The following is a 13,992-nucleotide window of genomic DNA, read 5'->3' as shown; positions in this document are numbered from 1 at the left end:
GGGGGGACCCTGTGGGAGAGTAGGACGCCGCCGAACTATTTTTGAAGAAAACCCCCGTGACGGATGAGAATCCTGTTACGGGGGTTTTCTGCGTTGTGCGTCAAACGTTGTGCGGCAATTCTTGTTGCACCCCTCTGTACGGCTCCAAGTGCGCTGAGGGTAAGGTCGGGGGGCATCGTTGGCTCGTTTCCCCACAGGAGGCCCCCGGGTGGAGGTCCAGGAGACCCGTGTCCAGACGGACCGGGTGCTCACCATCCCGAACATCCTCAGCATGGCGCGTCTCCTTGGCGTACCCCTGTTCCTGTGGCTCATCCTCAGGCCCGAGTTCGGCGGGCCCAAAAGCGACGGCTGGGCCCTTCTGGTCCTGATGCTCAGCGGTGTCAGCGACTATCTCGACGGGAAGCTCGCCCGGCGCTGGAATCAGATCAGCAACCTCGGCCGGCTCCTCGATCCAGCGGCCGACCGGCTCTACATTCTGTCCACGCTCGTCGGACTTACCTGGCGCGAGATTCTGCCGATCTGGTTGACGGCCGTACTGCTCGCCCGGGAGCTGGTTCTCCTGGTGATGGTGGGTATCCTCCGCCGGCACGGCTATCCGCCGCCGCAGGTGAACTTCCTCGGCAAGGCCGCCACGTTCAACCTCATGTATGCGTTCCCCCTGTTGCTCCTGAGTGACGGAAGCGGCTGGATCAACACGCTCGCTGCTATTTTCGGATGGGCGTTCGCAGGATGGGGTACAACGCTCTACTGGTGGGCAGGGATCCTCTACGTAGTACAGGTCCGCCGACTGGTCAGGGCGGACTCCAAGGCCGATTGAGCTCGCCCATGTGGCGGTATTCGAGGCCAGGTTGGCCCGCACTCTGAGATCTGCGGGTCCATCCGGACGGGCGAAGTCGGCTAGACAGTCGTCTCTTCAAGGAGGACGCTTCCGACATGAAGGCCGTCGTAATGGCTGGAGGCGAAGGCACGCGCCTTCGCCCCATGACCTCGAGTATGCCCAAGCCGCTCCTGCCGGTCGTGAACCGGCCGATCATGGAGCATGTGCTGCGGCTGCTCAAGCGGCATGGGCTCACCGAGACCGTCGTCACCGTGCAGTTCCTGGCATCGCTCGTCAGGAACTACTTCGGGGACGGCGAAGAGCTCGGAATGGAGCTCACCTATGCCAATGAGGAGAAGCCACTCGGCACAGCCGGCAGCGTGAAGAACGCAGAGGAAGCACTCAAGGACGACGCTTTCGTTGTGATCTCCGGTGACGCTCTGACCGATTTCGACCTCACCGACCTCATCAATTTCCACAAGGAAAAGGGTGCGCTGGTCACGGTCTGCCTGACCCGCGTTCCCAACCCCCTCGAATTCGGCATCACCATCGTCGATGAGCAGGGAAAGGTCGAGCGTTTCCTCGAGAAGCCCACCTGGGGCCAGGTTTTCTCCGACACCGTGAACACGGGCATCTATGTCATGGAGCCCGAGGTATTCGACTACGTCGAGGCCGATGTGTCGGTCGACTGGTCCGGTGACGTCTTCCCGCAGCTCATGAAGGAAGGCAAGCCGGTCTACGGCTATATCGCCGAGGGCTACTGGGAGGACGTCGGTACGCACGAGAGCTACGTCAAGGCGCAGGCCGACGTACTCGAGGGCAAGGTCGACGTCGAGATCGACGGATTCGAGATCTCGCCCGGCGTATGGGTCGCAGAGGGTGCCGAGGTTCATCCGGATGCCGTGCTTCGCGGTCCGCTGTACATCGGCGACTACGCCAAGGTCGAAGCCGACGTCGAGCTGCGCGAGCACACCGTGATCGGCTCGAACGTCGTCGTGAAGAGCGGGGCCTTTCTGCACAAGGCCGTTGTCCACGACAACGTGTACATCGGGCAGCACAGCAATCTGCGCGGCTGCGTCATCGGCAAGAACACCGACATCATGCGGGCTGCCCGCGTCGAGGACGGCGCCGTCATCGGCGATGAGTGCCTGGTCGGTGAGGAATCGATTATCCAGGGCAACGTCCGGGTCTATCCGTTCAAGACCATCGAGGCCGGCGCCTTCGTCAACACCTCGGTGATCTGGGAGTCCAGGGGGCAGGCGCACCTCTTCGGCGCCCGTGGCGTCTCCGGCATCATCAACGTGGAGATCACCCCGGAACTCGCCGTACGGCTCGCGGGTGCGTACGCCACGACGCTCAAGAAGGGTTCGACCGTCACCACGGCCCGTGACCACTCGCGTGGTGCGCGAGCCCTGAAGCGCGCGGTCATCTCCGCGTTGCAGGCGAGCGCCATCGACGTACGCGACCTGGAGAACGTGCCGCTGCCAGTCGCCCGGCAGCAGACCGCGCGGGGCAGTGCCGGCGGAATCATGATCCGTACGACGCCGGGAGTGCCTGACTCCGTCGACATCATGTTCTTCGACGAGCGGGGAGCGGACCTCTCGCAGGCCAGCCAGCGGAAGCTGGACCGGGTGTACGCGCGGCAGGAGTACCGGCGGGCGTTCCCCGGCGAGATCGGCGATCTGCACTTCCCGTCGAGCGTCTTCGACTCGTACACAGGTTCCCTGTTGCGGAATGTCGATACGACGGGGATTGCGGAGGCGGGGCTCAAGGTCGTCGTCGACGCTTCGAACGGCAGTGCCGGTCTGGTGCTGCCCAGCCTGCTCGGGCGGCTCGGTGTCGACTCACTGACCATCAACCCGGGGCTCGACGAGTCCCGGCCGACCGAGACGCGGGACGCGCGCCGCTCGGGGCTTGTGCGCCTCGGGGAGATCGTGGCGTCCGCCCGGGCCGCGTTCGGCGTCCGGTTCGACCCGGTCGGCGAGCGGCTGTCGCTGGTGGACGAGAAGGGCCGCATCGTCGAGGACGACCGTGCGCTTCTGGTCATGCTGGACCTGGTGGCCGCCGAGCGGCGCAGTGGCCGGGTCGCGCTGCCGGTGACCACGACGCGTATCGCCGAGCAGGTGGCCGCGTACCACGGGACGCAGGTGGAGTGGACGACCACGTCGCCGGACGACCTCACCCGGGTCGGGCGGGACGAGGGCACCATCTTCGGTGGTGACGGTCGCGGCGGGTTCATCATTCCGGAGTTCAGCTCCGTCTTCGACGGCGCGGCCGCGTTCGTCCGGCTGATCGGGCTCGTGGCGCGGACGCAGCTGACCTTGAGTCAGATCGACGCGCGGATCCCGAGGGCGCATGTACTCAAGCGGGACCTCGCGACTCCGTGGGCGGTGAAGGGGCTCGTGATGCGGCGGGTCGTCGAGGAGGCCGGCGACCGGTCCGTCGACACGACCGACGGTGTGCGGGTCGTCGAGGCGGACGGGCGCTGGGTGATGGTGCTGCCCGACCCGGCCGAGGCCGTCACCCATCTGTGGGCCGAGGGGCCCGACGACGCGTCGGCACAGCAGCTGCTCGACGAGTGGGCGGCAGTCGTCGACAGCGCCGGTCGCTGAGCCGTCGTACGGGCCGGCCGGCGCCTGTCGCGGGCGCCGACCGGCCCATCGGTGGGGCCATTCGGAGGTAGAGGCCACCACGTGCGACGATGTGCGGCATGCCGCAGCAGCCCCCCGATCGGAGCAGTCCCTCACGACCCGTGAGCCCCAGACGTCCTGACGCCTCCATGTCGCTGCTGACGAACGTGATGGACCACAGCCTCGACGACGGATACGCGGAGGCGGCCGCCCGGAAGAAGGCCGAGGGCAGCGGCGGTATGCCGCGCACCCTGCGGGGCAAGCTCGGGCTCGCGGCGGGGCTCGTCCTCGCGGCGCTCGTGGTGACGGTGGGGGCGGCGCAGGCGCGGGTCGCGGCACCGGTCGTGGCAAAGGAGCGCGAGGAGCTCATCGCCCGTATCGACCGGGAGACGGACGCCGCGGACAAGCTCGAGCGCAAGGTGGACACGCTCCGCAACGACGTGAGCGACCGCCAGAGTGAGGCGCTGAAGAAACACGGTGGTGACAAAGGGGAGTTGGTCGGTCTGCTCTCCGGCGCCACTGCGGTGCACGGGCCCGGAGTGAAGCTGGTCGTCGACGACGCCAAGGAAGCCGACCAGGGCGGCGGAGGGCCGCGCGAGAGCGCCGGGTTCTCGGACACCGGGCGGGTGCGCGACCGGGACATGCAGCGGGTGGTCAACGGGCTCTGGCAGTCGGGCGCCGAGGCCGTAGCCATCAACGGACAGCGGCTGACCGCCCTGTCCGCGATCCGCGCGGCGGGTGACGCGATACTGGTCGACAACAGACCGCTCGTGCCGCCGTACACGGTGCTCGCGGTGGGGGACGGCCAGCGGCTGAGCACCCGGTTCCAGAACAGCCCTGACGGCCTGTACCTGCACGCGCTGCAGGAGAATTTCGGGATCCGGACCAGCATTTCCGCCCAGGACGACGTCCGCCTGCCCGCGGCGCCGAGCGTGACCGTACGTACAGCACAGCCGAGAACAGAGAAGGGCACATCGTGATCGCCGTACTGGGCCTCGTCGTGGGAGTCGTGGTCGGACTGTTCGTCCGTCCCGAGGTTCCGGCGGTGGTCGAGCCCTACCTTCCGATTGCCGTGGTGGCGGCCCTCGACGCGGTGTTCGGCGGCCTGCGGGCGATGCTCGACGGGATCTTCGACGACAAGGTCTTCGTCGTGTCGTTCCTGTCGAACGTCGTCGTGGCGGCCCTGATCGTGTTCCTGGGCGACAAGCTGGGCGTGGGCGCGCAGCTGTCCACCGGCGTCGTCGTGGTGCTCGGTATCCGTATCTTCTCCAACGCGGCCGCCATCCGGCGGCACATCTTCCGGGCGTGAGGCCGATGTCCGAGGACGAGAACAAGAACAACGACGAGCAGCACCGCCTGCGCAGGGAGCTGCCCGACGAGGTCGCCCCCGAAGCGGCGCAGGACGCGGACGGCGGGGACGACGCGGAGGCGCCGGCCGCGGGGACGAAGGGTCCGTCGCTGACCGGACGCCAGCGGCTGGCCAAGGGGCTGTGGCCGCCGCGGGTCTCGCGTGCGCAACTCATCGTCGCCGTCCTGCTGTTCGTGCTCGGCCTGGGGCTGGCCATCCAGGTGCGGTCCAACAGCGACAGCAGCGCGCTGCGCGGCGCACGTCAGGAAGATCTCGTACGCATCCTCGATGAACTGGATGACCGTACTCAGCGTCTGGGAGATGAGAAGCAGCGTCTCGAGGGGCAGCGCACCGAGTTGGAGAACAGCTCGGACCAGGCCGAGGAGGCCCGTAAGCAGACGGTCGAGAGGGAACGGCAACTCGGCATTCTGGCGGGCACCGTGGCGGCGCAGGGCCCCGGGATCACGCTGACGATCAGCGACAAGAAGGGCGCGGTGCAGGCGGACATGCTGCTCGATGCGATCCAGGAGCTACGCGCGGCGGGTGCCGAGGCGATCCAGGTGAACGACGTTCGGGTCGTGGCCGACACATATTTGACGGATGCGAGCGGCGGGAAGGTGAGTGTGGACGGTCACAAGATCGGCGAGCCTTTCGTCTTCAAGGTCATCGGCAAGCCGCAGGATCTGGAGCCGGCGCTCAACATCCCTGGTGGGGTGGTTCAGACTCTGGAGAAGGAGCAGGCCACCGTTACCGTGACACAGGCGCAGAAGATCGTTGTGGACGCCTTGCGACCCGCGAAGCGGCCTGACTACGCTCAGTCGTCGTCCCAGTGAGGCGGGGGCGCATGGGGGCGTTCGGGCCAGGGCAAGAGGTTGCGGGGGGTCGGCGCACCGTAAGCGGGGTGCGTGGTGGAAACTGTTTGGCGGATACGGACGTTGTGAGGATGTCTGTGTCGCCGATGTATGGCGGTGTGTGCAATCAGGGTTCGTCCTGCCCCACGGGCGGGTCTGTTTCGGTCAAGGGGAATCGCCCGTGAAGTTGTTTGCGAAGTTGTTCGGCAAGAGCGCACGTGAGGACAGCGGCAACGCCAATGCCACTGCCCGTCACCGTGCACCGCGCACTCAGGACGCGGAGGTGCAGGGGGCGGAGCGTCCGCTGTTCCGTGATCAGGTCGGTCCTCAAAGTGGTGACATTTCGGGCGGACAGGGCGCGTCGTCTGTTGACCCTGCCGTGTCCGGCCGCATAGGTTTCGGGGAACCGTCAACCTCAAGTGCGGGTGGAGGGTTTGCCTCCGATCCGTATGCGTCCCATGCCCCCGCGGGGCAGCCGCGGCAGGAGGATCCGTCCATGTCTGCACTGGTGTGTACGAGGTGCGGAAACCGCAACGCCGAGTCGAGCCGGTTCTGCTCCAACTGCGGTGCGCCGCTGCGTGCCACGGCCGAGCGGCCGTCCGAGACGACCTCGACGATTTCCATTTCGGGCCTTGAGGCCTACGACGCCGAAGTCACCGGTCAGACGCTGTCGCCGGCGCTCTCCCCGGAGGCCCAGGCAGCCGTCGACGCCCTGCCGCTCGGCTCGGCGCTCCTGGTGGTGCGACGCGGTCCGAACTCGGGCAGCCGCTTCCTCCTCGACGGCGAACTGACCACGGCGGGACGGCACCCGCAGAGCGACATCTTCCTTGACGACGTGACCGTTTCGCGCCGCCACGTGGAGTTCCGGCGCGGTGCCGACGGCGCCTTCACCGTCAGCGACGTGGGCAGCCTCAACGGCACGTACGTCAATCGGGAGCGGATCGACGCGGTCACGCTGTCGAACGGCGACGAGGTGCAGATCGGCAAGTACCGGCTGGTCTTCTACGCGAGCCAGCGGGGCATCTGACCTGTCAGGAAGGTCCATGCTTCAAACACCGAAGGGCGGTGCCGGTCACGGCATCGCCCTCACGGACAGTCGGCTGATGAGCATCGGCACCGTGCTGAACGTGCTGCGCGACGAGTTCCCCGAAGTCACCATCTCCAAGATCAGGTTCCTGGAGTCGGAGGGGCTGATCGAGCCGCAGAGAACCCCCTCGGGGTACCGCAAGTTCAGCCCGGACGACGTCGAGCGACTCGCCCACGTACTACGTATGCAGCGGGACCACTACCTGCCACTGAAGGTCATCAAGGAACAGCTCGACGCCCTGGAGCGGGGAGAAGCGATCACGCTGCCCTCTGCGGGGCGACCGGGTGACGGCGAGGACGGCAGGGCCTCGGAGGGCGGCGAAGGGCCGACAGTGGCCCGTGTGGGCCGTGACGAGCTGCTTGCCGCCGCCGGGATCGAGTCCCCCGAGCTCGACGAGTGGGAGTCGTACGGCCTCATCGCGCCGCTGCCCGACGGCGGATACGACGCGGAGGCGGTCACGGTCGCCGAGCTGGTCATGGAACTGGGCCGTTTCGGGATCGAGCCGCGGCATCTGCGGGCGATGAAGGCCGCCGCCGACCGGGAGGCCGGTCTGGTCGAACAGGTCGTCGCGCCACTGCGGCGGCACCGCAATCCTCAGACCCGGGCTCACGCGCAGGCTCGCGCGAAGGAGCTGGCGGGGCTGACCGTGAAACTTCACGGGGCGCTTGTGCAGACCGCGCTCGGCGTGCGTCTGCCCTGATCCGAGGGGTGCTCGCGCGGTGTGCGACCGGCGGTCGACGGGTGCCCGACTACCCAAACCTGCCGGGCACGTCCTAGGGTTGCTGTGTGAACGAGCTCGACGTCGTAGGTGTCCGGGTCGAAATGCCCTCCAACCAACCGATCGTGCTCCTGCGTGAAGTGGGAGGCGACCGCTACCTCCCCATCTGGATCGGACCGGGGGAGGCGACGGCCATCGCCTTCGCACAGCAGGGCATGGCTCCCGCACGCCCGCTGACGCACGACCTTTTCAAGGACGTGCTGGAAGCGGTCGGGCAGGAGCTCACGGAAGTACGCATCACGGACCTGCGCGAAGGCGTCTTCTACGCGGAACTGGTGTTCTCGAGCGGTGTCGAGGTCAGTGCCCGCCCGTCGGACGCCATAGCGCTCGCGCTGCGCACCGGTACGCCGATCTACGGCAGTGACGGTGTGCTCGATGACGCCGGGATCGCGATCCCGGACGAGCAGGAGGACGAGGTGGAGAAGTTCCGCGAATTCCTCGACCAGATCTCGCCCGAGGATTTCGGGACCAACAGTCAGTGACGCGAGCGGCCGCCGGAAGGCGGCCGCTGCCGCGCCGGTGGCCCGGCCGGACCATTCGGCTAGCCTTTCCCCGCGGTGAGGCACGGGAAACCACTCGTAGGGTGATTATCACTCGGCGTGCCGAGTGTGGCGATCGTTGACGCACCCCTGGTGACTGCCTACCGTCGAGAAGGCAGGTCAAAGAGGAGGTCGGCGTGAGAAGCAGCGGCGACGGTACGGCTGGGGGCGTCGGACACAGTCCGGCGGAGAGCGGCCCGTACTCGCTTCACGGCCACGCGGCCGGTCACATTCCGCGTCGGCCGACGGTGTTGCCGGTGGTCGCTCAGGGGGATGACGACGCGATGCCCGAGCAGGTCGGATACCGGGGACCCACCGCGTGCGCGGCGGCCGGGATCACCTATCGGCAGCTGGACTACTGGGCGAGGACCGGTCTGGTCGAGCCGAGTGTGCGTCCCGCCCACGGGTCGGGGACCCAGCGGCTCTACAGCTTCAGGGACGTGGTCGTCCTGAAGATCGTGAAACGGTTCCTGGACACCGGTGTGTCACTGCAGAACATCCGTACCGCGGTGCAGCACCTGCGGGAGCGCGGCTTCGGCGATCTGGACCGGCTGACCCTCATGAGCGACGGCGCCACCGTCTACGAGTGCAGCTCGCCGGCGGAGGTCCACGATCTGCTCCAGGGCGGTCAGGGCGTCTTCGGTATCGCTGTCGGTGTGGTGTGGCGGGACGTCGAGAGCGCCCTGTCGCAGCTGCACGGGGAGCGTATCGACACCGGTGAGACGCTCCACGGGAACAACCCCGCTGACGAGCTCGCGAGACGGCGCAACCGCGCGGTGTGAGCTGGGTCGGTGCCCGCGCCGGGGCATTGTCAGTGCCGTAGGGCAGCATCGGACATGTGAGAACCGCGCCCACGATCCTGCATCTCGACATGGATGCCTTCTACGCCTCGGCGGAGCAGGCATCGAAGCCGAGCCTGCGCGGGAAAGCCGTGGTCGTGGGCGGGATCGGACCTCGTGGGGTGGTGGCCACCGCCTCGTACGAGGCCCGGGTGTTCGGGGTGCACTCGGCGATGCCGATCGGGCAGGCGCGCAGGCTCGCCCCCAATGCCGCGTATCTCGTACCGCGCTTCCAGCTGTACCGCGAGGTCAGCGAGCAGGTGATGGCGCTGCTCCGGGAGCTGTCGCCGCTGGTGGAGCCGCTGAGCCTCGACGAGGCGTTCGTCGATCTGGAGGCCGGTGAGGCGGCCTGGGACGCCGCGTCGGCGCGGCTGGTCGGTGAGCGGCTGCGGGAGGACATCAGGGCCGTGACCGGCCTGACCGGCTCTGTCGGGATCGCGGCGTCGAAGATGCTGGCGAAGATCGCCTCCGAGGAGGCGAAGCCGGACGGGCTGGTGCTGATCGTGCCCGGCACCGAGCGCGCCCTGCTCGGGCCCATGTCCGTGCGCACGCTGCCCGGCGTGGGGCCGGCGACCGGGGACCATCTCAGACGCGCCGGGATCACCACGGTCGAAGAGATCGCCGAGGCGGGCGAGGACGAGCTCGTACGGCTGCTGGGGAAGTCGCACGGGGCGTCGCTGTACGCCATGGCTCTCGCGCACGACGACCGGCCCGTGGTGGCCGAGCGGGACGCCAAGTCGGTGTCGGTCGAGGACACGTACGACGTGGACATCCACGACCGGGTGCGCGTGCGGACCGAGGTGCAGCGGCTTGCGGAGCGGTGCGTGCAGCGGTTGCGGGGCGCGGAGCGGTCGGGGCGGACCGTGGTCCTCAAGGTGCGGCGCTACGACTTCTCCACGCTGACGAGATCCGAGACCCTGCGCGGGCCCACCGACGACCCCGCAGTGGTGCGGGAGGCGGCGGCGCGGCTCCTGGAGTCCGTGGACACGACGGGCGGGGTGCGGCTGCTGGGCGTGGGAGTGACTGGTCTGGCCGACTACACGCAGGAGGACCTGTTCGCGCAGGCGCGGGCGCAGGCCGAGGCCGAGGAGCACGCGGCCGAGGGTGAGGGCGAGGCGGACGGGGCGGATGGTGCGGGGGATCAGGGCCAGCCGGCTGCCGAAGGGGTCGTCGAGGCCGCGGACCGGCGCTGGGTGGCCGGGCGTGACGTGCGGCACGAGGAGTTCGGGCACGGGTGGGTGCAGGGGAGCGGGCTCGGGCGGGTGACGGTGCGCTTCGAGACGCCGTATTCGGAGCCGGGGCGGGTGCGTACGTTCCGGACGGACGACCCCGCGCTCGTACCGGCGGAGCCGCTGCCGCTGGTGGAGGGCGGGGTGGGGCGCTTTGCGGCGAGGGGGCGGGGTGCCGGGTCAGGTGTCGTCTGACGGGCGGGCGATCTTGCCGAAGTCGCGGTCCTCGGGCGGCTCGGGGTCGTCGGGGGCCGAGATGTCGAGCCCGTAGTGGTGGTAGAGCTGGAGCTCCTGTTCGGGGGAGAGGTGACGGCCGACCCCGAAGTCGGGGGCGTCCTTGATCAGGGAGCGTTCGAAGGGGATGCGCAGAGTGCCCTCCACCAGCTCGCTCGGCTCCAGGGGGACGAAGGCGTCCCGGCTGAACAGGCCTGTGCGTATGGCCGCCCACTCCGGGACCCCGGTCGCGTCGTCGAGGTAGACCTCGTCGACAGTCCCGATTTTGGCTCCGTTGCGGTCGAACGCCTTGCGGCCGATCAGGTTTCGCGGATCGACATCGGTCTGCACGGGGCCCTCCAGCTGCTCGCAACTCATCCGTAAGCACTACCAAAGTGCACATTGGTGACGGCGGCCACTCGAACCCGGGCGCGTTGTTGCCGCTGGTAGGCTGGCGATGGCTGCTGATCCCGTGCGGGAGAGTCCTCCGGATGACACCGGAGGCGCCGAAGGAGCAACTCCTCCCCGGAATCTCTCAGGCCCCTGTACCGCACGGACGAGGTCACTCTGGAAAGCAGAGCGGGCGTTCAGGCCTCCGCTCTCACCGACGGTGAAAGTCGGCATGCCCTTCGTGATGGGGGCGCGCCGGTGAAGCTCTCAGGTTGAGATGACAGAGGGGGAGGCCGTCCGGGCACCCGCGCCGTGGTGCCCCTCGCAGGTCGCAGTGACCAGGAGGCCTCCGCAATGACCGCCAACCGTATTCCGCTTTCCCAGCTGGAACAGGGAATCCCCTTCGAGCAGCGCCATATCGGTCCGGATGAAGCAGCGCAGGCCAAGATGCTCGCGCAGGTCGGGTACGGCTCGCTCGACGAGCTGACGGCGGCCGCGGTCCCGGACGTGATCAAGAGCGCCGAGGCGCTCGATCTTCCCGGAGCCCGCACCGAGGCCGAGGTGCTCGCCGAACTCTGCTCCCTCGCGGACCGCAACCAGGTCCTCGACTCGATGGTCGGGCTCGGCTACTACGGCACGTTCACGCCGCCCGTCATCCTGCGCAACGTCATGGAGAACCCGGCCTGGTACACGGCGTACACGCCCTACCAGCCGGAGATCTCGCAGGGCCGGCTCGAGGCACTGCTCAACTTCCAGACGATGGTCGCCGAGCTGACCGGCCTGCCGACCTCGGGCGCCTCGCTGCTCGACGAGGGCACGGCCGCGGCCGAGGCCATGGCGCTGTCGCGGCGCATCGGCAAGGTCAAGAACGGCGCCTACGTCGTCGACGCGGACGCGCTGCCGCAGACCATCGCCGTGATCCAGACGCGCGCCGAGCCGACCGGTGTCGAGGTCGTCGTCGCCGACCTCTCCGAGGGCATCCCGGCCGAGGTCGCCGAGCGCGGCGTCGTCGGCGTCCTGATCCAGTACCCGGGCGCCTCCGGAGCTGTCCGCGACATCAAGCCGGTCATAGAGCAGGCTCACGAGCTGGGCGCCGTCGTCACGGTCGCTGCCGATCTGCTCGCGCTCACGCTGCTGACCTCGCCCGGCGAGCTCGGCGCCGACATCGCCGTGGGCACCACGCAGCGCTTCGGCGTCCCGATGGGCTTCGGCGGTCCGCACGCCGGCTACATGGCGGTCCGCGAGAAGTTCGCGCGCAGCCTGCCCGGCCGCCTCGTGGGCGTCTCCGTCGACGCCGACGGCAACAAGGCGTACCGCCTCGCGCTGCAGACCCGTGAGCAGCACATCCGGCGCGAGAAGGCCACCAGCAACATCTGTACCGCGCAGGTGCTGCTCGCCGTCATGGCCGGCATGTACGCCGTGTACCACGGACCCGACGGACTCAAGAGCATCGCGCGGCGCACCCACCGGTACGCGACGCTGCTCGCCGAGGGCCTCAAGGCCGGCGGTGTCGAGGTCGTGCACGGCGCGTACTTCGACACCCTGACCGTGAAGGCCGCCGGGCGTGCCGCCGACATCGTCAGCGCCGCGCGCGAGGGTGGCGTCAACCTCCACCCGGTGGACGCCGACCACGTGTCGATCTCGTGTGACGAGACCACGACGCGTACCCAACTGGGCGCCGTCTGGACCGCGTTCGGTGTCGAGGCCGATGTCGACGCGCTCGACGCGGCCGCCGAGGACACGCTGCCCGCGGCCCTCCTGCGCGGGGACGACTACCTGACGCACCCCGTGTTCCACGCGCACCGCTCCGAGACCTCGATGCTGCGCTACCTGCGCAAGCTGGCCGACCGTGACTACGCGCTCGACCGCGGCATGATCCCGCTGGGCTCCTGCACGATGAAGCTCAACGCGACGACGGAGATGGAGCCGGTCACCTGGCCCGAGTTCGGCCAGATGCACCCCTTCGCGCCCGCCGAGCAGGCACAGGGCTACCTCACCCTCATCCGTGAGCTGGAGGAGCGCCTCGCGGAGGTCACCGGCTACGACAAGGTGTCGCTCCAGCCGAACGCCGGTTCGCAGGGCGAGCTGGCCGGTCTCCTCGCCGTCCGCGGCTACCACCGCGCCAACGGCGACGACCAGCGCACCATCTGCCTCATCCCGTCGTCCGCGCACGGCACCAACGCCGCGAGCGCCGTGATGGCCGGCATGAAGGTCGTCGTCGTGAAGACGGCCGACGACGGCGAGATCGACATCGCCGACCTGCGCGCCAAGATCGAGCAGTACGCCGACGAGCTCGCCGTCCTGATGATCACCTACCCCTCGACGCACGGTGTGTTCGAGGAGCACGTCGCCGACATCTGCGCGCAGGTGCACGACGCCGGAGGCCAGGTCTACGTCGACGGCGCCAACCTGAACGCCCTGGTGGGTCTCGCCAAGCCGGGCCACTTCGGCGGCGACGTCTCGCATCTCAACCTGCACAAGACGTTCTGCATCCCGCACGGCGGCGGCGGTCCGGGCGTCGGCCCGGTCGGCGTCCGCGCGCACCTCGCGCCGTACCTGCCCAACCACCCGATGCAGCCCGCCGCCGGACCCGCGACCGGCGTCGGCCCGATCTCCGCGGCGCCGTGGGGCTCCGCGGGCATCCTGCCGATCTCGTGGGCGTATGTGCGTCTCATGGGCGGCGAGGGCCTCAAGCGGGCCACGCAGGTCGCGGTGCTGAGCGCCAACTACATCGCCAAGCGTCTCGAGCCGCACTTCCCGGTGCTGTACACGGGCCCCGGCGGCCTCGTCGCGCACGAGTGCATCATCGATCTGCGCCCGATCTCGAAGGCGACCGGCGTCAGCGTCGACGACATCGCCAAGCGGCTCATCGACTACGGGTTCCACGCGCCGACCATGTCGTTCCCGGTGGCCGGGACGCTGATGATCGAGCCGACCGAGAGCGAGGACCTCACCGAGCTCGACCGGTTCTGCGAGGCGATGATCGCCATTCGCGGGGAGATCGAGAAGGTCGGTTCGGGCCGGTGGCCCGCCGAGGACAACCCGCTGCGCAACGCGCCGCACACCGCGGCCGCGCTCGGCGGCGAGTGGGAGCACGCGTACAGCCGCGAGGAGGCCGTCTTCCCCGCCGGTGTCGTGCCCGCCGACAAGTACTGGCCGCCGGTCCGTCGCATCGACCAGGCGTACGGCGACCGGAACCTCGTCTGCTCGTGCCCGCCCATGGACGCGTACGAGGACTGATACGCGCGCTGACATGCGTCAGGGCCGGTTC

At 68.7% G+C, this 13,992-nt stretch carries 12 protein-coding genes and 1 riboswitch; of the genes, 11 read left to right on the top strand and 1 reads right to left on the bottom strand.

The window, feature by feature from the left end; genetic code table 11:
• The first annotated feature begins 208 nt into the window (after window positions 1-208).
• From ACZ67T_RS32255 to ACZ67T_RS32210, 10 genes are all read left to right on the top strand, one after another.
• Window positions 209-817 (top strand): CDP-alcohol phosphatidyltransferase family protein, encoded by a 609-nt coding sequence (locus ACZ67T_RS32255; protein ID WP_100597647.1) that lies wholly within the window; start codon window positions 209-211, stop codon window positions 815-817.
• 116 nt (window positions 818-933) lie between these two features.
• Complete coding sequence (locus tag ACZ67T_RS32250) at window positions 934-3,429, top strand: mannose-1-phosphate guanyltransferase (RefSeq protein ID WP_100597646.1); 2,496 nt, start codon at window positions 934-936, stop codon at window positions 3,427-3,429.
• Window positions 3,430-3,518: 89 nt separating this feature from the next.
• A complete protein-coding gene (locus ACZ67T_RS32245; RefSeq protein WP_469988619.1) occupies window positions 3,519-4,427 on the top strand; it encodes a DUF881 domain-containing protein in 909 nt (302 codons plus the stop codon).
• Window positions 4,424-4,756: a small basic family protein gene (locus ACZ67T_RS32240; RefSeq protein ID WP_100597644.1), complete on the top strand. Its 333-nt coding sequence runs from the start codon at window positions 4,424-4,426 to the stop codon at window positions 4,754-4,756. Before ACZ67T_RS32245 ends, ACZ67T_RS32240 begins: the two co-directional genes overlap by 4 nt.
• A 5-nt stretch (window positions 4,757-4,761) precedes the next feature.
• A complete protein-coding gene (locus ACZ67T_RS32235; protein ID WP_469988617.1) occupies window positions 4,762-5,628 on the top strand; it encodes a DUF881 domain-containing protein in 867 nt (288 codons plus the stop codon).
• A gap of 82 nt (window positions 5,629-5,710) precedes the next feature.
• On the top strand, window positions 5,711-6,673 hold the full coding sequence (locus tag ACZ67T_RS32230) for an FHA domain-containing protein (protein WP_469988634.1): 963 nt from the start codon (window positions 5,711-5,713) through the stop codon (window positions 6,671-6,673).
• 16 nt (window positions 6,674-6,689) lie between these two features.
• Window positions 6,690-7,433 (top strand): transcriptional regulator FtsR, encoded by a 744-nt coding sequence (ftsR, locus tag ACZ67T_RS32225; RefSeq protein ID WP_469988616.1) that lies wholly within the window; start codon window positions 6,690-6,692, stop codon window positions 7,431-7,433.
• Window positions 7,434-7,519: 86 nt separating this feature from the next.
• Window positions 7,520-7,993 (top strand): bifunctional nuclease family protein, encoded by a 474-nt coding sequence (locus tag ACZ67T_RS32220; protein WP_100597640.1) that lies wholly within the window; start codon window positions 7,520-7,522, stop codon window positions 7,991-7,993.
• A gap of 194 nt (window positions 7,994-8,187) precedes the next feature.
• Window positions 8,188-8,832, top strand: coding sequence for a MerR family transcriptional regulator (locus ACZ67T_RS32215; protein WP_469988614.1), 645 nt, complete (start codon window positions 8,188-8,190; stop codon window positions 8,830-8,832).
• 56 nt (window positions 8,833-8,888) lie between these two features.
• Window positions 8,889-10,313, top strand: coding sequence for a DNA polymerase IV (locus tag ACZ67T_RS32210; RefSeq protein WP_469988612.1), 1,425 nt, complete (start codon window positions 8,889-8,891; stop codon window positions 10,311-10,313).
• On the opposite strand, the gene ACZ67T_RS32205 is transcribed toward ACZ67T_RS32210, so the two are convergent.
• The gene (locus ACZ67T_RS32205; protein WP_469988610.1) at window positions 10,299-10,682 is read right to left on the bottom strand and encodes a PRC-barrel domain-containing protein; all 384 of its coding nucleotides are present in this window, start codon (window positions 10,680-10,682) and stop codon (window positions 10,299-10,301) included. The two genes, ACZ67T_RS32210 and ACZ67T_RS32205, sit on opposite strands and share 15 nt — an antisense overlap.
• A gap of 114 nt (window positions 10,683-10,796) precedes the next feature.
• Window positions 10,797-10,892, top strand: a riboswitch (glycine riboswitch).
• A gap of 183 nt (window positions 10,893-11,075) precedes the next feature.
• Between ACZ67T_RS32205 and gcvP the strand changes: the two genes are divergently transcribed.
• Entirely contained in the window at window positions 11,076-13,961 is a 2,886-nt protein-coding gene (gene gcvP / locus ACZ67T_RS32200; RefSeq protein ID WP_469988609.1) for an aminomethyl-transferring glycine dehydrogenase, read from the top strand.
• Window positions 13,962-13,992 lie beyond the last annotated feature (31 nt).

Source organism: Streptomyces sp. NPDC107517 (genome assembly GCF_055582645.1).
This window is presented reverse-complemented; position numbering and strand designations above follow the sequence as displayed.

Bases quoted from the DNA above. Each gene is read 5' to 3' on its own strand.
- ACZ67T_RS32250 (WP_100597646.1), top strand. From the start codon at position 934: ATGAAGGCCGTCGTAATGGCTGGAGGCGAAGGCACGCGCCTTCGCCCC.
- gcvP (WP_469988609.1), top strand. From the start codon at position 11,076: ATGACCGCCAACCGTATTCCGCTTTCCCAGCTGGAACAGGGAATCCCC.
- ACZ67T_RS32245 (WP_469988619.1), top strand. From the start codon at position 3,519: ATGTGCGGCATGCCGCAGCAGCCCCCCGATCGGAGCAGTCCCTCACGA.
- ACZ67T_RS32235 (WP_469988617.1), top strand. From the start codon at position 4,762: ATGTCCGAGGACGAGAACAAGAACAACGACGAGCAGCACCGCCTGCGC.
- ftsR (WP_469988616.1), top strand. From the start codon at position 6,690: ATGCTTCAAACACCGAAGGGCGGTGCCGGTCACGGCATCGCCCTCACG.